The organism is Shewanella sp. DC2-4 (assembly GCF_013248875.1).
GTDB classification, from domain to species: Bacteria; Pseudomonadota; Gammaproteobacteria; order Enterobacterales; family Shewanellaceae; genus Shewanella; species Shewanella oncorhynchi.
Window position 1 is genome coordinate 4,824,677 of sequence record NZ_JABRVR010000002.1, and the last position, 21,487, is coordinate 4,846,163.

General features: G+C 47.0%; 18 protein-coding genes. 14 read left to right on the plus strand and 4 right to left on the minus strand.

Features of this window, described 5'->3' with window-relative positions; all coding sequences use genetic code 11:
- Positions 1-7 precede the first annotated feature (7 nt).
- Together HQQ92_RS21865 and HQQ92_RS21870 are read right to left on the minus strand one after the other, a co-directional pair.
- Positions 8-1,153, minus strand: a complete 1,146-nt coding sequence (locus HQQ92_RS21865) for an efflux RND transporter periplasmic adaptor subunit (RefSeq protein ID WP_105250703.1) — start codon at positions 1,151-1,153, stop codon at positions 8-10.
- An 814-nt stretch (positions 1,154-1,967) separates the two neighbouring features.
- The gene (locus tag HQQ92_RS21870; RefSeq protein WP_131524443.1) at positions 1,968-2,657 is read right to left on the minus strand and encodes a DNA-3-methyladenine glycosylase I; all 690 of its coding nucleotides are present in this window, start codon (positions 2,655-2,657) and stop codon (positions 1,968-1,970) included.
- 206 nt (positions 2,658-2,863) lie between these two features.
- Between HQQ92_RS21870 and HQQ92_RS21875 the strand changes: the two genes are divergently transcribed.
- Positions 2,864-3,511, plus strand: a complete 648-nt coding sequence (locus tag HQQ92_RS21875; protein WP_173248370.1) for a glutathione S-transferase family protein — start codon at positions 2,864-2,866, stop codon at positions 3,509-3,511.
- A 24-nt stretch (positions 3,512-3,535) separates the two neighbouring features.
- Here HQQ92_RS21875 and HQQ92_RS21880 read toward each other — a convergent pair whose 3' ends face one another.
- Together HQQ92_RS21880 and prlC are read right to left on the minus strand one after the other, a co-directional pair.
- Entirely contained in the window at positions 3,536-4,066 is a 531-nt protein-coding gene (locus tag HQQ92_RS21880) for a thioesterase family protein (RefSeq protein WP_011791203.1), read from the minus strand.
- Between the two features lie 174 nt (positions 4,067-4,240).
- Positions 4,241-6,280, minus strand: a complete 2,040-nt coding sequence (gene prlC / locus HQQ92_RS21885; protein ID WP_173248372.1) for an oligopeptidase A — start codon at positions 6,278-6,280, stop codon at positions 4,241-4,243.
- Positions 6,281-6,549: 269 nt separating this feature from the next.
- Between prlC and HQQ92_RS21890 the strand changes: the two genes are divergently transcribed.
- The 13 genes from HQQ92_RS21890 (at position 6,550) to HQQ92_RS21950 (ending at position 21,487) form a co-directional block, all read left to right on the plus strand.
- Positions 6,550-7,341, plus strand: coding sequence for a hypothetical protein (locus HQQ92_RS21890; RefSeq protein WP_173248374.1), 792 nt, complete (start codon positions 6,550-6,552; stop codon positions 7,339-7,341).
- 152 nt (positions 7,342-7,493) lie between these two features.
- The gene (locus HQQ92_RS21895; protein ID WP_173248376.1) at positions 7,494-8,060 is read left to right on the plus strand and encodes a hypothetical protein; all 567 of its coding nucleotides are present in this window, start codon (positions 7,494-7,496) and stop codon (positions 8,058-8,060) included.
- Positions 8,061-8,206: 146 nt separating this feature from the next.
- Positions 8,207-9,562 (plus strand): glutathione-disulfide reductase, encoded by a 1,356-nt coding sequence (gene gorA, locus HQQ92_RS21900; protein WP_173248378.1) that lies wholly within the window; start codon positions 8,207-8,209, stop codon positions 9,560-9,562.
- Positions 9,563-9,743: 181 nt separating this feature from the next.
- The gene (locus tag HQQ92_RS21905) at positions 9,744-9,944 is read left to right on the plus strand and encodes a DUF1656 domain-containing protein (RefSeq protein WP_173248380.1); all 201 of its coding nucleotides are present in this window, start codon (positions 9,744-9,746) and stop codon (positions 9,942-9,944) included.
- Between the two features lie 6 nt (positions 9,945-9,950).
- Complete coding sequence (locus HQQ92_RS21910) at positions 9,951-10,814, plus strand: HlyD family secretion protein (protein ID WP_173248382.1); 864 nt, start codon at positions 9,951-9,953, stop codon at positions 10,812-10,814.
- A 5-nt stretch (positions 10,815-10,819) separates the two neighbouring features.
- The gene (locus HQQ92_RS21915) at positions 10,820-12,892 is read left to right on the plus strand and encodes an FUSC family protein (RefSeq protein WP_173248384.1); all 2,073 of its coding nucleotides are present in this window, start codon (positions 10,820-10,822) and stop codon (positions 12,890-12,892) included.
- A 163-nt stretch (positions 12,893-13,055) separates the two neighbouring features.
- On the plus strand, positions 13,056-13,232 hold the full coding sequence (locus HQQ92_RS21920) for a hypothetical protein (protein WP_168826181.1): 177 nt from the start codon (positions 13,056-13,058) through the stop codon (positions 13,230-13,232).
- Between the two features lie 3 nt (positions 13,233-13,235).
- Positions 13,236-14,732: a sodium/proline symporter PutP gene (gene putP, locus HQQ92_RS21925; protein WP_173248386.1), complete on the plus strand. Its 1,497-nt coding sequence runs from the start codon at positions 13,236-13,238 to the stop codon at positions 14,730-14,732.
- Positions 14,733-14,743: 11 nt separating this feature from the next.
- Entirely contained in the window at positions 14,744-15,844 is a 1,101-nt protein-coding gene (proB, locus tag HQQ92_RS21930; protein WP_105250714.1) for a glutamate 5-kinase, read from the plus strand.
- Between the two features lie 48 nt (positions 15,845-15,892).
- Positions 15,893-17,140 carry a glutamate-5-semialdehyde dehydrogenase gene (locus HQQ92_RS21935; RefSeq protein WP_173248388.1) on the plus strand — a complete coding sequence of 416 codons (1,248 nt, stop codon included), beginning with the start codon at positions 15,893-15,895 and terminating at the stop codon, positions 17,138-17,140.
- A 402-nt stretch (positions 17,141-17,542) separates the two neighbouring features.
- Positions 17,543-19,729, plus strand: a complete 2,187-nt coding sequence (locus tag HQQ92_RS21940; RefSeq protein ID WP_173248390.1) for a TonB-dependent siderophore receptor — start codon at positions 17,543-17,545, stop codon at positions 19,727-19,729.
- Between the two features lie 39 nt (positions 19,730-19,768).
- Positions 19,769-20,410 (plus strand): nickel transporter, encoded by a 642-nt coding sequence (locus HQQ92_RS21945; RefSeq protein ID WP_173248392.1) that lies wholly within the window; start codon positions 19,769-19,771, stop codon positions 20,408-20,410.
- A 27-nt stretch (positions 20,411-20,437) separates the two neighbouring features.
- Entirely contained in the window at positions 20,438-21,487 is a 1,050-nt protein-coding gene (locus tag HQQ92_RS21950; protein ID WP_173248394.1) for an efflux RND transporter periplasmic adaptor subunit, read from the plus strand.

Genomic DNA, 21,487 nt, shown 5'->3' on the forward strand with positions numbered 1-21,487 from the left:
CTATGCCCTATTGTGCTTGCGTTTCAGAAATAACTTTGGTGGTTACTGGAGCGCCGGGACGAACTTTCTGTAATCCTTCCACAATCAACTTATCGCCCACAGTTAAACCAGAAGTGACTCGCCATTGGTTGTTAATCACTTCTGCGGTCGTCACTGTTTTCGCTTCGACTAAACCTTGGTCATTCACCACCATAGCCACAGCTTCACCCTTAGAGTTACGCGTAATCGCTTTTTGTGGAACCAAGATAGCCTGTGGATCAGTGCCCGCATTTAACATAGCGCGAACATACATGCCAGGTAACAAGATACCTTCAGGATTAGGGAATTCGGCGCGCAGAATAACTGAGCCAGTGTTTGGATCCACGCTCACTTCAGCGAACTGCAACTTACCCGGATGACTATATTGAGTACCATCTTCAAGCAATAATTTCACGTCTGCATTTTCTGAAGCTTGTAGTTTACCTTGCTGCAACTTAGCTTTAAGACGTAACAACTGAGCACTCGATTGCGCGATATCCACATTGATAGGATCAAGTTGTTGAATCGTCGCCAGCGTTTGGCTCTGGTTGGCAGTGACTAACGCACCCGCAGTCACACTCGATTTACCGATACGACCAGAGATAGGCGCTAATACTTCAGTATATTGCAAGTTGATTTTAGCGGTGTTAATCGCAGCTTCAGCCACGGTTACATTCGCTAATGCTTCTTTATAAGCCGCTTCAGCTTCATCGAACTCTTGCTTACTGATGGCGTTGGTTTTTACCAATTGCTGATAACGTGCCGCCTTAGCTTTTGCTGAGGCTAAGCCCGCATTCGCTCTGGCTAAATCAGCATTGGCACTCACTAAAGCAGCTTTATAAGTTGAAGAATCAATCTGATACAGAGATTCACCCTGTTTCACATTGCCACCTTCAACAAAACTACGCTTAGTGATAATACCGTTAACCTGTGGACGAACTTCAGCCTCGAGGAAAGCTTTACTGCGTCCTGGTAATTCCACCTGAATCACTTGTGGCTGGGCAACAACATTAAGGATTCCCACTTCCATACTACGTGGACCAGCGCCCGCCTGAGCGCTCTCTTCTTGAGGGCTGCAAGCTGCCATCCATAACGCCACGCTTATAACTGAGGCAAGTTTAATTGTCTGCCGCATGAGAACTCCTTCAAATATTAACTGCCCACATACCAGTACACTTATTGCGCTGACACGAGCCGTAATTATAACTAAAATCAAATCCGTTATTTATCTCATAGCCTATATGAATCAACAAGGAAGATAACGAAACTAAATTGTAAACTAATGAAAATTTTCACTCATTCAGCATTACTATATTCATCGAATTGTTATTCGATTTAAAAAATCGGTTAACTTTGAGTGGCATTGTTAGGGGGATATGCCGTAAAACACCCAATAAGCCTACTCCATATTGAATATGTTGCAAATCTGTTCATATTCTAGACTTGCGGCAGGCCAAGGCCCACTGCTCAATGACGTTAGCTTAACCGTCACTTGTTGCAATAATTTGTACATAGAGACGAAAACGCAGCGCGCTTGTTTTTACTCAGGCCACTCTCAGCATCAAGTCGTTAAAAACGACCCTATCAAGACTGACAATACCGAAAGAGAGTAAGCAAAGAGCTGGCTTCAGACTGCTTGTGCGTAAAAACATGAATACATCCGATAGCGGATTGCTGTGCAGTTTATTACATCTACTATTTGTGCACGGCTAAAAGGCAGCGCCAGCGTTATGAGCCAACGCCACACAATTAAACAGTCACAAATAATAGCTAGCGGGCTATTTTAGTGGTTACCCCAAAACGGAGCAAACCCGAAATTCAGATTAATACCCCATTAAATGAAACTCAGACTCCCACAAATAATGCTTCTGTAATGAAAAATATTGCTAACAAAGCAATATTTGTCTATTAAAACTAATTTGTTCATCTTCAATCACAACTTAACAGGACTAAATTCGATTATCGCCCACGCTGCAAGCCAAAATACGGCTGATATCAGCCAAACAACGACCCGACTCCTGTTGCCACTGATTAAATACGGCTTGCACTTGTTTAAGCGCCGTTTGTGATGAAAAACCCGTATCGACTAACTTATGTGCTTTAAAATAGCCTTGTACATCATCGGTTAACAAAAAAGTATCTTTGCCAATACCGCGCAGAAAATAGGGGCCCGTATTGCCGCCCAGTCGGGTACCGCGTTTCTTTAAAAATGCCCACAACCCGATAATATCCTGCGTCGGCCAAGCGGCGATCAGCTGCGCCAAGCTGCCATGTTCGCGAGCAACATCGTGGATCATCAGAGCATTATCATAAATGGCTTGAGTCTTTTTAAGATGGCGAATCAAGGTCGCATCACTTGCCCGCGCTTGAATTTGCTCAGGTGATAACATTAATACTTTATGCGGTTCGAACCCAAAGAAAGACTTCTCATACTCGGGCCATTTGTTAACAACCACCCGCCATACAAAACCACTTTGAAACACCTGACGGCTCATCGCCGACAATAATTCAGCATCCCGATATTGGCGAATTTCATCATCAGACAGGCAACCAGACAATAAGGCTTCGAGTCCAGCAGGTCCGCCTTTGCGCTCACTGGCTCTGGCATAAATAGATGAAAAACGCTCTAACTGGCTCATATTATTACCTTTAAAATGATTAAATCCCGACACTTTCTATATGGGCTCATAATACCGATTTTTATCCCTGATGGATCACTTGGCTTTGCCAAGAAAAATTGTGTTTATTCCAGCATTTTTTAAAAAAACTCTTACAGCAAGCGCTTCAATTACGACTAAAGTTAAAACGTAAAGTCCGTAAAAGACTGGGTTTGGAGTGAGTGCCTATGGAGCTTTTTTATCACCCGTTATCACGCTATTCACAGAAAGTGCTCATCGCACTTTATGAAAAGCAGGCCAACTTCTACCCCAGAATCATAGATCTACGCGACCCTTTGTCCCGCAAGGAATTTCACCAACGTTATCCGCAAGCGCGAATCCCCCTGCTTAAAGCCCAAAATGAACAGCTGATACCCGAATCCAGCATTATTATCGAGTACTTAGATAGGCATTTTGAAAACAGTACCCAACTGCTGCCACAAGAACCACAACGCAACTTACTGGTACGTTTGTTCGATCGCATCATAGACAATGATATTAACAACCCATTATTTCAATTAGAAAAGTTAAAGCATATAGAAGACAGTAATGAATTCGAAATCAAACAATTAGAGAAGCAACTACTGGCACAGTTTCAACGCTTAGACGCGCAACTCACACAACATCATTGGGTCTGTGGCGACAGTTTTACCTTAGCCGACTGTGCACTCATCCCTTGCTTAAGCTATAGCTTCCAACATCTAAACCTGTTGGATTTAGATGAAATCGTGCGCTATTGGCAACAGGCACAACTGCGTGGCGCTTGGATGTTAGTACAAGAAGAGGTGTTACTGGCTGAGATGGAGGAAACGGCAGGAATAAGAGGCATACCTTAGCGAGTAAGTCATGCCTCAACACAATCACATATTGCGTTCTTTCTTCAACTGCAAAAACGCTTTCCACTTCACGACTTCGGGCGGCAACTCAGGTGCAGGATCGGTATAACCAGCCTCTTTCACTAACACATCTAGCGGCACTTGCTTACCTTTGCACACAAACACACCGCGTACATGGACGATACAATGTAGGCCACGTTCGCTCACAAAGCGTTGTTCAATATAAAAATATTTTTCATCCCAACCGACGACTTTGGTTTCAATCTCAAAGGTTTTTAGCGGCTTAATATCGCGAATATAAGTAAATTCGGCGGCGTTGACTATTGGCATCCACTTCAACTTTAAGAAACGTTTCAGCAGACCCATCTCAGCCAACATATAAGTCCGCGCCAGATCCATAAACGCAGGATAGCGAGAATTAGTGAGATGGAAATTGATATCGCAATCGCTCGGTAAAGCACGATAAGTGATACGGCTTGTCCCTAGAAAATCGATCTTACGACAATGGCGCGTGCGCCAGAATAACAACCAAAACAAACGAAAATACAGATTCATAACGCACCGCCCTTGAAATAAGAGCCACAGGCTAACAGAGGTCATACCACAGGGCAAGCGAGATATAGCTCACAAAAAAGACGCCCTAAGGCGTCTTTTTATCGTTCGATTAAGCTAAATACCCTCAGATAATCATCCCATTAAAATGGCTGATTTATCAAAACTCACAATTGCTTATGCAGCAATGCCTGAATGTCTTAACAGAGCATCGATATTCGGCTCGCGTCCCATAAACTGTTTGAACAAGTCCATCGGTTCGGCTGAGCCACCCATTTCGAGGATATTGTGCAGGAAGCGACGACCCGTTTCAGGGTTAAAAATACCTTCCTCTTCGAAGCGGGAAAACGCATCCGCCGACAGCACTTCAGCCCATTTATAGCTGTAATAACCTGCGGCATAACCACCCGCAAAAATATGGGCAAATCCATGTTGGAAACGGTTAAAATCCGGCGGTGTTAATACGGCCACCTGACGACGCACTTCGTCTAAGGTTTCTTGAATGCACGCGCCTTTAGCTGGGTCGTATTCGTGGTGCATTCTAAAATCGAACAACGAGAACTCGAGTTGGCGCAGCATCATCATGCCAGACTGGAAGTTTTTCGCCGCCAGCATTTTATCTAACAAGGCTTTAGGTAATGGCTCGCCCGTTTCGAAGTGGCCAGAAATTTCGGCTAATGCTTCTTCCTGCCAACACCAGTTTTCCATAAATTGACTTGGTAACTCGACCGCATCCCAAGGCACACCATTGATACCCGACACGCCTGCAACATCGATTTTGGTCAGCATGTGGTGGATACCATGGCCAAATTCGTGGAACAGGGTTGTCACTTCATCATGGGTAAACAGCGCAGGTTTGCCATCGACCGGACCATTAAAGTTACAGGTCAAATAAGCCACTGGCTTTTGTAATCCATTGGCGGTTTGACGGCGCACACGGCAGTCATCCATCCAAGCACCACCACGTTTACCTGTGCGGGCATATAAATCGAGGTAGAAACTACCTCTGTGTTCGTCAGTTTCGTCGAAAATATCGAAGAAACGCACGTCTTTATGCCATCGGTCAAAATCCTTTTGCTCAAGGATTTTAAGGCCGAACAAACGCGATACTGTGTAGAACAACCCCGAGAGCACTTTATCTTCGGGGAAATACGGACGCAGGATTTCCTGTGAAATCTCATACTTATGCTGCTGCAACTTCTCAGCATAGAAACTTAAGTCCCAAGAGGCCATTTCAGTCACGCCATATTCGGCCTCAGCAAACGCTCTCAGCTCAGCCAGTTCTGCCTTAGCTTGATCCTTTGAGCGCAGCGCTAATTCATTTAAAAATGCCATCACCTGCGCCGGCGTTTCAGCCATTTTCGTCGCTAGGGATTTGTCAGCAAAACTGTCAAAACCGAGTAACAATGCGAGTTCGTGGCGCAAAGCAAGAATTTCGTCCATCAGCGGGCTGTTATCAAACTCTCCGGCATTGGGACCTTGATCTGAAGCGCGAGTGACAAACGCACGGTAGCATTCTTCCCTAAGACTGCGGTTTTCGCTGTAGGTCATGACGGGTAGATAAGATGGAAAATCTAAGGTAAATAACCAACCTTCTAGCTCACGCGACTGCGCCATCGCTTTAGCGGCGGCTTTGGCAGACTCAGGCAAACCAGCAAGCTCAGCTTCATCAGTGATCAACTTAGTCCAAGCTTGCGTCGCATCCAGTAATTGATTCGAAAAACCACTGGTGAGTTCAGAAAGACGTTTTACAATCTCGCCATAACGCACTTTTTGCGCGTCATCTAAACCAATACCCGATAGTTCAAAGTCGCGCAGGCTGTGCTCTATCACCATCTGCTGCGCTTGGCTCAATTGTGCAAATTCATTGGATGCTCGCAGCGCTTTATAGGCTTGATACAAACCTTGGTGTTGGCCAACGTAAGTACCGTATTCCGATAAAAGAGGTAAACAAGCATCATGGGCGGCACGCCACTCATCTGTGCTAGTCACTGAATTCATATGAGAAACGGGCGACCAAATTTGGCTTAGCTCATCGTCAACCTGTTCTAATGGCGCGACCAAGTTGTCCCACGTAAAAGGACCTTGGTTCTGCAGCACTTCATCAATCTTAGTGCGGCACTGAGCAATGGCATGCTCAACGGCGACTTGAATATGTTCCGGTTTAATCTGTGAAAAAAGCGGTAATTTTGCGCCGCTAAGCAAAGGGTTGCTCATATTGACTCCTCAACAATCTGTATCTGTTATAAATAAGGGCTAATGGCCTATTTATCAAGGCGAGAAAACCGATTGTCCCCTTCGAACGCCTTACTTAACCCTATTTCCCTTGAAAAAAAGTGAACTAGTTCGCATTTAGGATTTACGTTTTATTTACCTACACATTGTTGCAATCTCGATCGCAAATCGAATCAATTCGCATTAATGTTTGTATGTGGGCAAGGTATTATCTGCATAACTAACGTACCTCGACCAAAATCAGTAAAAATATGGCAACACACTCAGTGAAACTTATCGCCAGCGTCCTCTGCACATTAGGGATCAACTGCCTTAGTCACAACGCAGTTGCTAATGAGGGCCTAGAACAAGTCGATAGTATTTCAAACACCATATTACCCCGCCAGATAACAGAACCTTTGGCGGTGACGCTGGATTTAGGTTGGGACAGCAAATATGTCTCACAGGGTCGCAATAACTTGCAAAATGGGGGTATTTATTGGCTCAATGCTGCTGTTCAACACGGCAACTTAACCACTTATGCCTTAGTCGGACGCGGTGATAGCCAAGCCTATACAGAGTGGAATATCGGCCTTGAATATGGGTTCGACTTAGCCGAAAACCTAGAGGCCAATCTGGGATATCAGCGCATTGAAGGCTATAGCAATAGCCGCTGCCAAGATAACGAGCTATTTGCAGAACTCGCCTACAGCGCCACAAATTGGTTGGTACCATCGGTGAGTTATGTCTATTCCACAGAGGCGGCAGGCTACTTTGTTGAAGTGAGTTTGCACAGTTATTGGAATATCACAGACCAGTTCAGCCTCACGCCCTATATCACTCAAGGGTTTGATTTTAAATACCGCACAGAAGAACACGATGGCAGTAATAACCTGCAGTTTGGCCTCGAAGCGAATTATCAACTGACCCCAAGCATGAGTATTAGCGGACACATTAGCCACAGCATTGCCCAGAGTGATATTGAGCAAGAAGCCTCAGCCAATGGCGATATGAGTTCACAGGATCAAACCTATGCCGGCATTCACTTTGCGATAACGTTTTAACATCGTTTTAGCTCTATGTTTCTAGCGCTGTATTGCAACCTTCCTCTGTCAATTTATCCCGTGACATTTGGCAAAAACAAAGCTCACTAACTAAACTCAAAATGTCGACGGAGCGACTCACTATTCACATCGATTTTGCCGAGGAACAGGGAATGTTAACGCATCATTTCTATCTTATCCGAACCGCTGTCATTACCTTGCCCCTGCTTTTTATCCAAGCTACAAGCTCGACAAATGCGCAGCAGGTATCTGAGCCTGAACCGAGTCTAGAATCCTTAGCGCAACCGACACAAACCGCGCCTTTGCCCCTAGGCACTTTGCTCGACAATGAGGGCAAACCGATTAATGTGCCTAACCAAGTGCAAAGTGCGTTCGAGTATTCCCCCCCCACTGTCACACCCGCAGAGCCATCCAAAACCACTAAATCAACTAAAGCCACTCAATCGAACAAAGCCGCTAAGAGTAAAAAACTCAGTCGCAAACAACAGCTAGCCAGTCGTGAACATGTCGCCAATGATCCTAACTGCCGTTGGCTCGATAAACGTATGGATCAGCTAGAGTCCCTTCTCGGCAACAAGCAAGATAACGCTGCTAAGCATCAAGCCGATGAACTCAGCGCCCGCCAAAAGGAGTGGCAATGTTTGAAATGTGGTGCAGAAGGCCCAGCTCAAAACGATCACTCTAAGTGCCAATATCGCCGCGAAACAGCCACGCGATAACAACTGAATGCAACTTTAGGAGTATTTTTATTAAAAGCAATGCCTTATACGTTAGTGATGCAATAGGCTGGTCTGTTACCGCAAAGCCCCCTACAATGACCTTCTGCTGTAAAGCATCTCATCCTTGAAGTAAGACGGAGAAACTCATGGCTCAACATTTTGACTATATCTGCCTAGGCGCAGGCAGCGGCGGTATCGCCTCAGCAAACCGAGCGGCAATGCGTGGTGCTAAGGTTCTACTCATCGAAGCCAAACACGTGGGTGGCACCTGTGTAAACGTAGGTTGTGTGCCCAAAAAAGTCATGTGGTATGGCGCCCATGTTGCCGAAGCGATGAACCTTTACGCCAAAGATTATGGTTTCGACGTCACTGTTAATAAATTCGATTGGAACACTTTGGTCGAAAACCGCGAAGCCTACATTGGTCGCATTCACGATGCCTATGGCCGTGGTTTTGCCAACAATAAAGTGACGCTGTTAAATGGCTACGGCCGTTTTGTGGATGGCAACACCATCGAAGTGGACGGCGAACAATACACCGCCGATCACATTCTTATCGCCACTGGCGGCGCACCGACGATTCCAAATATTCCTGGCGCTGAATACGGTATCGATTCCGATGGTTTCTTTGCCCTACGCGAGCAACCTAAGCGCGTTGCCGTTGTTGGCGCGGGTTATATCGCTGTTGAAGTCGCTGGCGTGTTACACGCTCTGGGCAGTGAAACTCACTTATTAGTGCGTAAACATGCGCCGCTGCGTAACTTTGACCCTATATTAGTCGATGCTCTCGTCGATGCGATGGCAACCGAAGGCCCGACATTACACACCCATAGCGTACCAAAAGCCGTGGTTAAAAATGCCAATGACAGCCTGACATTAAACTTAGAAAACGGTGAAAGCATTACAGTCGATTGCTTGATTTGGGCAATTGGCCGCTCACCTGCAACAGGCAATATCGGCCTAGAAAATACCGAAGTGCAATTAGATAGCAAAGGCTATGTCATCACTGATGAGCAGCAAAATACAACTCACAAAGGGATTTACTGTGTCGGCGACATTATGGCGGGCGGCGTAGAGCTCACCCCTGTTGCGGTTAAAGCGGGCCGTTTGTTGTCCGAGCGTTTATTTAACGGTATGACAGATGCCAAAATGGATTACAGCCTGATCCCAACAGTTGTATTCAGCCATCCACCTATCGGCACTATGGGCTTGACCGAACCTGAGGCCCGTACTCAATACGGCGACGATAACGTCAAAGTGTATACGTCGACGTTTACCTCCATGTACACAGCCGTTACGGCCCATCGCCAAGCCTGTAAGATGAAGCTAGTCTGCGCTGGCAAGGACGAAAAAGTCGTCGGTATTCATGGTATTGGTTTTGGTATGGACGAAATCCTTCAAGGTTTCGGCGTCGCCATGAAAATGGGTGCAACTAAGGCCGATTTCGATGCGGTCGTTGCTATCCACCCAACGGGCGCCGAAGAGTTTGTTACCATGAGGTAGAAGCGATTTTCGCTTTGATTTCATCATATTTAGGGCCAGCTTATGCTGGCCCTAATTGATCACAGATAGTATAAAACCATTAACTCTCACGCGACTTTCCTATAATCTCGACTGAGTACTTTGCATTTTAAACACCTAGCGCGGTTATCGCTGCGCCACTGTTATCGGGATGAATAGCGTAATGCTTAAAGAACTCGCGTTCGATGGTTTGTTATTTAGTCCATTAATTATCTTTATCCCCTTAGCTTTTCTGCTTTCCTGCATCACTCGCTTGGTACTCTATCAAACTGGGCTCTATCACACGCTGTGGCGCGCAGCTTGGTTCGAAGTTGGGCTGTTTATCTGCTATCTGGCTTTGGTCATTTACTTGCTTGGGAGTTGATTGTTCATGGGAAAAATCTTTCGTATCAGCCTCACCCTTATTGTGGTCGCGATTGCAAGTATCGCCGGACATTGGATATGGTCGCACTACCTTTATTCTCCTTGGACCCGCGACGGCCGAGTTCGCGCCGAAATCATTACCATAGCGCCAGATGTATCCGGTTGGGTAAACCAACTGAATGTAAAAGACAATCAAGTCGTTAATAAAGGTGATGTATTGTTCACAGTGGACGATACCCGCTACAAAGCCACCATTGCCGAATTGAATGCCAAAGCGGAAAGCCAAAAATTAGCATGGGAACTGGCAAAACATAAATACAAACGCCGTATTGGTTTGACCAACGCCAACTTAGTCAGCAAAGAAACCTTCGACGAAGCCTTTATCAATACCGAACTGGCAAGAACCAGTTATGAACTCGCACAGGCACAATTGAATACCGCCAAAATTGACTTAGCGCGGACGCAAATTCACGCCCCCGAAAATGGCACCCTGATCAATTTAAGCCTGCGTAATGGCAACTATGTCAGCAAAGGCAACTCAGTATTTTCGCTCGTCAAACAAGACTCTCTCTATATCACAGGCTATTTTGAAGAAACCAAAATCCCCTTGGTTCACATAGGTCAAAACGCCGATGTCAGCCTAATGAGTGGTGGCCATGTCTTGCACGGCAAAGTGGTCAGCATAGGTAAGGCAATCGCCAATACCAATGTCACCACTAATGGGCAGTTATTACCGCAAATCGGCCAAACCTTTAATTGGGTGAGATTGTCACAACGTATTCCGGTCGATATCCAGCTAGACAGCATTCCTAAGGACATAGAGCTGAGCGTCGGCATGACAGTTTCCATCCAGCTACAGACTGACAAATAGTCATTATGACGCTGTTACTTAAGAGTTTATTTTTTCCTGACCGACGAACCCTCATCTTCGCGATTAAAGGCGTGATTTCGATGGCGCTCGCCTTATATGTGGCCATGTTCTTAAATTTAGAACGGCCATATTGGGCGCTGGTGTCGGCGGTATTTTTGCAAATTCGCCCCGAAAGTGGCCTCGTTATCGAAAAGGGCTTATGCCAAATTGGCGGCACCTTAGTCGGTGCGCTCGCGGGGATTGCCATACTCAACGGGTTTACGCCCTATCCCGAACTCGCCTTAGGATTACTCGCCTGCTGGATAGGGTTAAATTCTGGGTTGTCGGCCATGGTGCGCCAGCAAAACTTTGTCTATGCCTTTGCTATGGCGGGCATGACAGCCTGCTTGATAGTGCTCATTGTGATGGCGAGCCCAGGCACAGCCGATAGTGCAAAAATATTCGATGTGGCGCAGGCGAGGATCAGCGAAATTATCGTCGGCGCAATTTGTGCCGTCTTGGTCAGTTCGCTACTTTGGCCGACTAAGGTAAAACATGGTCTGCAACTGCATGCTAAAAACACAATTAATCAAACGCTTAACTATCTTGCATTAGAACTCGATTTACAGGGCGTACATGCGAGCCGCCATGAACATATCGACACTATTATGGAATCAGTATCGGCGCTGAGTGACGACTCCAGCGCAGTGATTTATGAAGGCCCCGAAGGACGCGGGCAGAGCCATGCGGCGAACTTTCTCTGCAATAAAACCCTTTCGCTGTTGGCGGCAATCCAAATATTTGGCCGACTACAACGTAATCATTCCCATCTGGTCAGCGAACCGCTCGCGAAAACCTTAGCCAATATGCGCAGCAGTTTTACCCTGATGGCGCAATCCACTGATGACCAAGAATGCTACAAAATGGCGCGTACTTTAAGGTATCAACTCCAACAAAACCTGATGCAATACCGCGACCGAAACCCATTAGAGACTCGCTTACTCAAAGTTGCGATGGAGTTAAGCGCCGATCTGATCATGGTGCTCAAGAGTTATAACGTACTGACAAGCAATTCTGCGGTACAACTCAACGCGCCGCCAATGGAATTTCACCGAGATCCACTGATAGGGTTTACGACCGGTCTACGCAGCATGGCGGTATTTGTCATTGGGGCTTCGCTGTGGATCGGCACAGGGTCGAGTGCGGTACTCATGATGATCCTGATGCCTGTAGTCTTTTCCATCATGATGGCGCGCCAGCCACTGCCGATGCTAACCACGATTTTGCGCCGTATTCTTGTTGGTATCACTATCGCTGTGCCCCTCACAGTGTTTTACGCTTTACCTTTGCTGGCAGAGAGTAGCGGCGATTTCGAAATCCTCATTTTAGTGCTCGCAGGCCCCTTTTTTATTGGGCTACTCGCCTTAGCGAATCGACCGACCTTGCCCTATGGGCTCGGGATTTGCGTGCCGTTTGCGGTATTAGTACAGCCCAGTAATACCATTTCATTTGCGATAGAAAACACTGTCAGCAATGCCTTAGCGATTTTTGTTGGCGTTACTGTGCTGTATTGGTTGTTTAAATTGATTACCGAACCTAGCCAGCGGCTGATGCAATATCGTCTGCTGCAATCTATCCAAAAAGATCTAGTGCATATCGCGCAGCATGATGATCCTGAGCCTTGGTTTAACGCCCGCATGGGCGATCGACTGCTGCGGATAGCCAGTTACGAAAAAGGCTCGGGCAAGAGTTCGAGGGTATTTACCGATCTGGTGTTCACTGCACTGAATCTAGGCCATGTGTCGATTCGAATGCGGCGCATGTTGCAGGGGATTTCAGATACGCACTCAGACTTAGGCTTAGAAAATGCACTCAACCTCTGGCAACACAATTTAGGTCAGGCATTTATCGCCTGCGCCCACGGCCAAGTCGCAGAAGAGTTTAACATCAGCAGCGAAGCCTTATTACAAGCGCTGGCGCAATGCCCGTTACCCCACGAACAATTCACTCTGATTACTGGGATGTTTGAACGCATCACCTTAACCTTCGAACGTACTGCCCACAGTATCGCCGAGCAGAAAAACACCTCTGAAAAATAGTCAGTTCTCAAACTATTTTCCGCCCCCAAAGCCACTCTCGCACCGCCGCCAAAACCATTTAAATCCAATAGAAGCTTGATATTTGGCCGATAAAATGCCTTAATATAATTAGATCACTAACTATATTGGTGATATAAATTCAATTATCAACCAAGGAGCAATTATGTCTACGGAGAACCCACCAGAGGAAAATCTTATCTCGCAAGTAGCAAGCTTTACCCGATTACACGCCAAGGAAACAATGCAGTTTATGTGTTTATGCGCAATATTAAGCACCTATCTCTTTGTCATTTTGAAACCGAGTATTATTCAAAATAACAAAGCGTTAGGAGACAAATAACCCATGAATTACCTGGCTTACGTTTCCTTAGCGATTTACTTTATCGCCATGCTTGCTATTGGCTTATTCGCCTATAAAAAATCCACCAGCGATGTATCCGGCTATATTTTGGGCGGCCGCAAGGTGAGCCCACAGGTCACCGCACTCTCAGCGGGTGCATCTGACATGAGTGGCTGGATGCTAATGGGTCTTCCCGGTGCAATGTTTTTGGTTGGTTTCGAAACCATTTACATCGCACTTGGACTATTAATTGGTGCTCTAATTAATTACTTGGTTGTTGCACCCAAATTAAGGGTCTATACCGAAGTCGCGGATAACGCCCTTACTATCCCGGAGTTTTTTGCTAAACGCTTCGGCAATGCCAACGGCAGTATCCGTATTATCTCGGCCGTGATCATTGTGATCTTCTTTACCTTGTATACCTCAGCGGGTTTAGTGGCTGGCGGTAAGTTATTTGAGTCAGCATTTGGCCTGAACTACAACATTGGTTTAGTCGTCACCCTCGGCGTAGTGGTTTCTTATACCTTGTTGGGCGGATTCTTAGCAGTGAGCCTCACTGACTTTGTCCAAGGCTGTATCATGTTTGTCGCTTTAATCTTAGTGCCCGTGGTGGCATATCAAGAGTTTACCAGCGCTGACACTATGCTGAACTTTGCGTATCAATCGATTCCACACTTCACCGATGCCATGCAGAACGTCACTATGTTAGGGCTTATCTCAAGCTTATCTTGGGGACTCGGTTACTTTGGCCAACCGCACATTATTGTGCGCTTTATGGCAATTCGTTCAGTCGCTGACATTAAAACCGCCAGACACATAGGTATGGGCTGGATGACAGTGACCATTGTGGGTGCACTGGCAACAGGTCTTGTCGGTATCGCTTACGCCAATAAATTTGGCATGAAGCTGACCGATCCTGAAACCATCTTTATCGTGTTTTCTGAGTTGTTGTTCCATCCGATCATTAGTGGCTTCTTATTAGCCGCAATTCTGGCCGCGATCATGAGCACCATTTCATCGCAACTATTAGTGTCATCAAGCTCGCTAACGGAAGATATCTATCGCGTGCTGTCGAAGAAAGAATCTAGCGAAAAAGACATGGTGAAAATGGGACGTTTTGGCGTAGCAGGCGTGGCAATTGTCGCAAGTCTACTGGCGCTTGACCGCTCTAGCAGTGTGCTGTCATTGGTGAGTAATGCATGGGCAGGATTCGGTGCCGCCTTCGGTCCGTTAGTCTTGTTTAGCTTGTATAAAGCTAACCTAACCCACAAAGCCGCGATTGCCGGCATAGTGTCAGGCGCAGCCACAGTGCTGTTTTGGATTTATGCACCAGTACTTGCTGACGGTAAAGCTTTAACCACAGTGGTGTATGAGATGATCCCCGGCTTTGCCGTGAGCAGTGTGGTGATTTGGATAGTCTCGTTACTCGATACTGATCCCTGTGCCAAAACCACTAAATTATTCCATAAGGCTGGCCGTGTTTTAGCCGAAGACAGATGAGGCGCGCAGGTATGACTGACTTACCCTGGAAACGCATTGTCGTTAAGGTAGGTAGTGCCCTGATTGCTCCACACAAACAAGGTTGCAGCAGCCACTACTTACTCGGCATTGCCCAATTTATTACTTATTGTCGTGCCCAAGGGATCCAAGTTGTCTTGGTCTCTTCGGGCTCAGTCGCTGCAGGATGGCATCACTTTGGCGAGGTTGATAAACCGAGCGTCACAGTGAAGAAAGCCATGGCTGCAGCGGGCCAGGCCGATATGATGGCCACATGGAACAAGTTATTTGATTTCCCAACCGCACAGCTACTGTTAACCCACGGTGATTTACGCAATCGAGATCGTTACATCAGTATTAAAGACACGATTTTCAGCCTACTCGAACATGGGCTATTGCCTATCATCAACGAGAACGATGCCGTCACCGCCGACAAACTCAAAGTTGGCGATAACGATAATCTCTCGGCCATGGTCGCCGCGGCGGCCGATGCCGATACGCTGATTATCTGTTCGGATGTGAATGGGCTTTACACGCAAAACCCCCATGAATATCCCGATGCACAGCTTATCAAGCAGGTGACCGAGATTAATGCCGAGATCTACGCCATGGCAGGCGGCGCCAGCAGTGCCGTCGGTACGGGGGGAATGCGGACTAAGATACAAGCCGCCAAGAAGGCGATTTCCCACGGGATCGAAACCTTTATTATCAATGGTTTTGATGCCGACTCATTCAACCAATTGTTGAAGGGCCAAAACCCAGGAACCTTATTTACCCCCGATGAAAAGCCAATGCAGGATCACTTGCACTGGATGACACATACCTCGCAGGCTCAAGGCGAAGTCATTGTTGAAAATGACTTTAATATCGCCCTTGATATCCATAGCGAGCAATTGACCAGTGACGATGTCGTTGCCATCAATGGGGACTTTTCTGTCGGAGACACCATTTTAGTACGCAAAGACGATGGCACTAAATTGGCCAAGGCCAAATCCAATTACAGCAGTTGTTTGCTTAGCTTTATTACGGACCAAGACGATCGCGAGTTTGCCAGTGAATTTCAGCAAAAGACTGGACCGATTATTTCCGAGAAAAACATCGCCATTCTCGAATAAGCATCAGCCGAATAAAACTAAGCGAGTAAACATCTAAGCGGAGTAAATATGACTTTAATCAAAAATTTATCTCAAGAAGCTGCCAAAGCGGCTCTGATCCTCGCCCAAGTTGACGAACAGCTTAAAAATACTGTACTCCTCGATATGGCACGCTCATTACGCGAAAAGTCCTATGAAATCCAAAGCGCAAATTTAATCGACTTACACAGAGCGACCGCCGATAACGTCGGCCCTGCCATGCTCGACCGATTAACGCTAACGCCAGAGCGTATCGAAGCTATGGCGGTAGGCATTGAAACCATCGTCGCCTTACCCGATCCCATTGGCAACGAACGCTATATTGGTCAACGACCTAATGGTTTATCCATCAGTAAGATGCGCGTTCCATTGGGCGTGGTTTGTATGATTTATGAAGCGCGCCCCAATGTCACCGCCGATGCGGGTGCCCTGTGCTTTAAATCCGGCAATGCCGTGATCCTGCGCGGTGGTAAAGAGGCGCTGCACAGCAGTAAAATTATCGCCACTATTTTGCAAAGCGTATTGAAACAATACGGCTTGCCCGAGGCGTTAATCACTGTAGTGCCAGACCCAGATCGCGGCCTCATGCTAGAACTGCTGCAGCAACGAGATTATATCGATGTGATCATTCCCCGCGGCGGCGAAGGCTTGATTAACTTTGTGACTGACAACAGTAAAATCCCAGTGATCCAGCATTTTAAAGGCGTGTGTCATTTATACGTCGACAAAGATGCCGATCTGGATATTGCTATGGACTTACTGCTCAATGGTAAAACCCAGCGCACTGGCGTATGTAATGCCCTCGAAGCCCTATTAGTACACCAAGAAATTGCCTCGCAATTCCTGCCTAAAGTAGCCAAAGCGCTGGCCGAGCATAAGGTTAAAATCAACGCTTGTACTCAATCCGGTGGTTATTTTGAAAACTGTACTTACATGGAAGAAGACGATTTCGGCCAAGAGTATTTAGATCTCGAAATTGCCATTCGCCAAGTCGATCACTTTGACCATGCTATCCAACATATTGCCCGTTTTGGTAGCCAGCACACCGAAGTAATTTGCACCGAAAATGAAGTCACAGCCGCACACTTCCAACGTGCGGTCGATGCTTCTGTGGTAATGGTCAATGCCTCTTCGCGCTTCTCCGACGGCAGCGAACTCGGCCTTGGAGCAGAAATCGGCATCGCGACATCTAAGCTACATGCCTACGGCCCAATGGGACTCGAATCCTTGACCGCTGAGAAGTATTTAGTCTCAGGCACAGGCCAAGTACGGGCATAAACCTAAGGTGTAAATCACACTTTTAGGCTTAACAAGTCCGCTGGATTTCGATTCAATTGTAAAGATTAAAGGCCACAGTCGGTAACGACTGTGGCCTTTTTGTTGGCTAAATCGACTCGAACCACAACAGCCTGAGTTCCCAGTCAATGCCCTGAAACCGAGTTATAGTAAGGCATGCGCTAAAAGTGCAGATCCTACTGCGACGGCTTGTCACAGCTCGCTGACAAGCTATTCGCCAATAAGTTACAACCCAGCTTAAACAATTTACACATTGAGCATATTGCATTTATTTTCAACAAACCTATCATGCGATCGATTCTCATTTGCACCTAAACACTTTATTTGCACTCAGGATCACCAATCATTATTTAATCTGAAATCGCCTGAAAGGATTGAAATACCATGCCTCCCCTATCTGTTTTAACGTCTTGGCGCTCGCCATTGATCCCTGTACTTCTCAGCACACTTACTCTGTCGGTTCAAGCCAATACTGACCCTAAGCAAGATGAGAAAAAAGATACAGAACAGATAGAAAGATTGAACGTGGTAGGAACATACACCCGCGCGGCAATGAATAGCGCCACGGGTTTGTCTATGTCACTCAAAGAAACCCCACAAAGCGTCACTTTGATTACCGAAGAAATGATCAGTGACAAAGGTTTGGTCACTATGGAGTCAGTGTTAAATCACACTCCTGGCGTCACTATGGTGGGCGATGCCTCTGAAAATAGTCAGATATTCGTGCGCGGCTATGCACTAGACAGCGGTGTCCAAATTGACGGCTTAATCACAACCTCTTCATCCCATGTTTACAGCGGCTCAATTGATCAAGGTTTAGACCCTGTGATTGCCGAACGGGTTGAAGTATTAAAAGGGGCGGCAGGGATTTTAAGCGGTTTAGGTGAACCTTCTGCCACGGTTAATTTTATTCGTAAACGTCCAACGGATGACACCCGTGCCACGGCAAGTGCAAGTTATGGCTCATGGAATACCTATAGACTTGAGGCCGATGTTTCTGGCTGGCTAACGGATTCGGGCAATGTGAAAGGTCGATTCGTCAGTGCGGTGAAGAAAGGCGATTCTTTTATCGATCGCTATCAGCGCGATACCACAGTGCTCTATGGCGTAGTTGAAACGAGTCTAAGTACCGATACTAGCTTGTCGCTGTTTGCGGACTATCAAAAATCACAAACCGACGGTGTGTATAACTGGAACTCTAATCCCGCATTTTATACCGATGGCACAGCTGTCGATTTTGGCCGCAACTACTCTAGCTCACAGGACTGGACCCATTGGGACGTGACCCAAAAGAGTCTCATGGCCGAATTTAAACATAGATTCGATAACGACTGGTCACTCGTCAGTGCCTATCGTATCGCCAACGCCACCATAGATGCATTGGCCTTTTACCCAGGCGATTATATCGTCAAATCAACCGGCGAATTTGTTGGCCCTTGGGGTGATACTTATGCCGCCCAGCATGATCGCGAATCAGATACCAACAGTTTCAACCTGTATGCAACGGGTAACTTCGATTTACTCGGCCGTGAACATAGCGCTGTGATCGGTTTTAACTATGGTGACAACGAGTTTGACAACATCAACACGAACTCCGCCCCCCAACGTCGCTATAACGTCGCGGATCAGGGCAATTACCCCAAGCCTAATATTCCTAATTCACCCACCAATGGCCAAACCAATGAGCAAAGCCAATCGGGTGTTTACGGCACAGTCCGTGTCAATCTGTTGGATTCACTGAAATTAATGGTCGGTGGACGCGTAAGTAACTGGTCCTATGAAAAGCATGATCTCGTGGGTAACAGCACAGATGCAACCATGGAAAAAACCGGTATTTTCATCCCCTACTACGGCCTAGTCTACGATGTGACCGAGCAGATCGCTGTCTACGCTAGCCGTACTGAAATCTTCAAACCTGGCACCTATTTTGGTGAAGATGGCCAACTGCTCGAACCTGCAGAAGGCACAAACGTCGAAGGCGGCGTCAAGGTCGCGCTGTTCGATGACACGCTAAACATGTCAGCCGCCGTCTACGAAACCAATAAAGACAACGAACCCGAGTATGCAGGTAAAGGTCAGCTACCTTCCGGTGACTCTATCTACGAAAGTGTGGATGGGATTACCACCAAAGGCTATGAGTTAGAAATTGCCGGACGTCTTACCGACTTATGGGATATCAGCGGTGGTTATACCCACAACAATGCAGAAGATAAAGATGGCCTACGTCGTCAAACTTATCTGCCCGAAGATATCTTCAAACTCACCACTAAATATAACTTTGAAGATATTCTGCCGGGCATTACTGCAGGTGCGAGCTGGCGCTGGCAGAGCAGCACCTTCTATCAAGGTACTATTTGGGGTGTCGATGGCGCGCCGAATGTGGCTTACCGCCAAACACAATCCGCCTACTCACTCGTTGACTTAATGTTTGGCTACCAAATCACACCTTCTATTTCTATGCAATTGAACATTAACAATATTTTCGACAAGAACTACAACCGTTCACTCTGGGGTTACGCCGACTTTGGCGAGCCACGTAATGCCACACTGTCACTACGTTGGACGCTCTAAAACATAGCCCTAACCCGAAATAACATTAAGGATGATCAAATGAAACAAGCACTTATAATACTCACTTTACTCGGCGGTATCGCTTTTTCGGCTCAAGCACATGAAGTATGGCTTGAGCGTAATAACGATGGTTCGGTTAAAGTGCAATTTGGCGAACCGGGTTCAGAGCAAGCTTCGGCAGAAGAGTTAGCATCGTTAAGCACGGCGCGTATTTTCGCCGCCAATGCCAAGACACCGTTAACCGCCACAGCGCAGGCCGATCATTTACTGGTCAAAACCCAAGATAGCAAGAGTGACATCAGTTTCTATGCCGATACCGCGTGGCAACCATGGAAAACCGAGACTGGATTGCAGGCCGCAATACTCTATGCCCGCACGGGACAAGAACACACAAAAGCGCTGCAAGATTTTGAATTTACGCCAGTAAAGTCAGGCGCTCCCGAGTTTGTACTTAGCTATAAAGGCGCACCACTGGTGAATCATCCAGTACAAGTTTATCGCCCCGGTTTTTGGAGTAAATCTTTCACCACCGATGCCCAAGGTAAATTCGCCCTCGATACCCCAGATGCAGGCCGCTATTTGCTCGTCAGTAATCACACCACAGAAGGTAAACAAACACTCGCAGGCAACGAGGTTGATAGCGTTTTACACATCACCACCACGAGTTTTATCACTCAGTAATAATCTTAATAGTGAGATGGAGTTAACGTGCGTTATTTAATGATAGGTTTATACATGCTGTGTTCTGCAGTCCACGCAAGCACAGCACCTGTAACAGTCGCCTTGCCACAAACAGGCAGTACCAATGAACTTTTGCCACTCAGTGGCTCCATTAAATCCGCACGGGTAGCCCGCTTATCTGCACGTACCGATGGCCTAGTTGCCAAAGTGCTGGTCGATGCGGGCTCTAACGTTACCGCTGGCCAGCCTCTACTCGCACTCGATGACACCTTAGCCGTACATCAATTAGCACAGCGTCAGGCCGATGTAATGGCCGCTAAGACCATGCTGCTAGAAAAACAGCGACTCCTCACCGAAGCGCAAACACTCAGTTCTCAGCAATTATTCCCCGAAACTGAGCGCGCGATTCGCCAAGCGGCGTTAACCGAAGCAGAAGCTAATCTGCAGAGTTTAACGGCGGCATTAGCACACCAAAAAGAGGTGGTCGCCCGTCACCAACTTATCGCGCCGTTTGCGGGAGTGATTTCAAGCAAACAAACTGAAACCGGTGAATGGGTCAATGTCGGCACTGAAATCTTCACCTTAGTATCCCAAGAACAGCTCTGGCTCGATATTCAAGTCCCACAGGAAATGTTCCAAAACATAGCCACAGCAACTCAAGTCGATATTGCCGCAGATATGCTGCCTGAACAGCAGTTTATCGGCCATGTGAATGCACTCGTCCCCGTGAGCGACCACAATGCTCGCAGCTTCTTGGTGCGCTTAACCATTCCTGATGCGAGTGGACTTTTGATGCCCGGCACATCGGCCACTGCGACCTTCCACTTACAGCGGGCGCAACACAGTGTTGTCGTGCCGCAAGATGCGCTAGTCCGTCACCCCGACGGCCAGTTCAGTGTCTTTACCGTGCAAAACAACATAGCCCAACGGCATACCGTTCAAGTGGGCCACACGAGCGCCATCGGGATTGAAATCCTTAGCCCATTACCTAAAGACGCGCCCGTGGTGATCCGCGGTAACGAGAGCCTACAAGACCAACAGCCAGTCTCTGTACTCAACTCTGCTGTAGGAGGTTAG

Excerpts from the sequence above, each read along its gene's own strand:
- HQQ92_RS21865 (WP_105250703.1), bottom strand. The coding sequence starts at position 1,153 with ATGCGGCAGACAATTAAACTTGCCTCAGTTATAAGCGTGGCGTTATGG.
- HQQ92_RS21870 (WP_131524443.1), bottom strand. The coding sequence starts at position 2,657 with ATGAGCCAGTTAGAGCGTTTTTCATCTATTTATGCCAGAGCCAGTGAG.
- HQQ92_RS21875 (WP_173248370.1), top strand. The coding sequence starts at position 2,864 with ATGGAGCTTTTTTATCACCCGTTATCACGCTATTCACAGAAAGTGCTC.
- HQQ92_RS21880 (WP_011791203.1), bottom strand. The coding sequence starts at position 4,066 with ATGAATCTGTATTTTCGTTTGTTTTGGTTGTTATTCTGGCGCACGCGC.
- prlC (WP_173248372.1), bottom strand. The coding sequence starts at position 6,280 with ATGAGCAACCCTTTGCTTAGCGGCGCAAAATTACCGCTTTTTTCACAG.
- HQQ92_RS21890 (WP_173248374.1), top strand. The coding sequence starts at position 6,550 with ATGGCAACACACTCAGTGAAACTTATCGCCAGCGTCCTCTGCACATTA.
- HQQ92_RS21895 (WP_173248376.1), top strand. The coding sequence starts at position 7,494 with ATGTTAACGCATCATTTCTATCTTATCCGAACCGCTGTCATTACCTTG.
- gorA (WP_173248378.1), top strand. The coding sequence starts at position 8,207 with ATGGCTCAACATTTTGACTATATCTGCCTAGGCGCAGGCAGCGGCGGT.
- HQQ92_RS21905 (WP_173248380.1), top strand. The coding sequence starts at position 9,744 with ATGCTTAAAGAACTCGCGTTCGATGGTTTGTTATTTAGTCCATTAATT.
- HQQ92_RS21910 (WP_173248382.1), top strand. The coding sequence starts at position 9,951 with ATGGGAAAAATCTTTCGTATCAGCCTCACCCTTATTGTGGTCGCGATT.
- HQQ92_RS21915 (WP_173248384.1), top strand. The coding sequence starts at position 10,820 with ATGACGCTGTTACTTAAGAGTTTATTTTTTCCTGACCGACGAACCCTC.
- HQQ92_RS21920 (WP_168826181.1), top strand. The coding sequence starts at position 13,056 with ATGTCTACGGAGAACCCACCAGAGGAAAATCTTATCTCGCAAGTAGCA.
- putP (WP_173248386.1), top strand. The coding sequence starts at position 13,236 with ATGAATTACCTGGCTTACGTTTCCTTAGCGATTTACTTTATCGCCATG.
- proB (WP_105250714.1), top strand. The coding sequence starts at position 14,744 with ATGACTGACTTACCCTGGAAACGCATTGTCGTTAAGGTAGGTAGTGCC.
- HQQ92_RS21935 (WP_173248388.1), top strand. The coding sequence starts at position 15,893 with ATGACTTTAATCAAAAATTTATCTCAAGAAGCTGCCAAAGCGGCTCTG.
- HQQ92_RS21940 (WP_173248390.1), top strand. The coding sequence starts at position 17,543 with ATGCCTCCCCTATCTGTTTTAACGTCTTGGCGCTCGCCATTGATCCCT.
- HQQ92_RS21945 (WP_173248392.1), top strand. The coding sequence starts at position 19,769 with ATGAAACAAGCACTTATAATACTCACTTTACTCGGCGGTATCGCTTTT.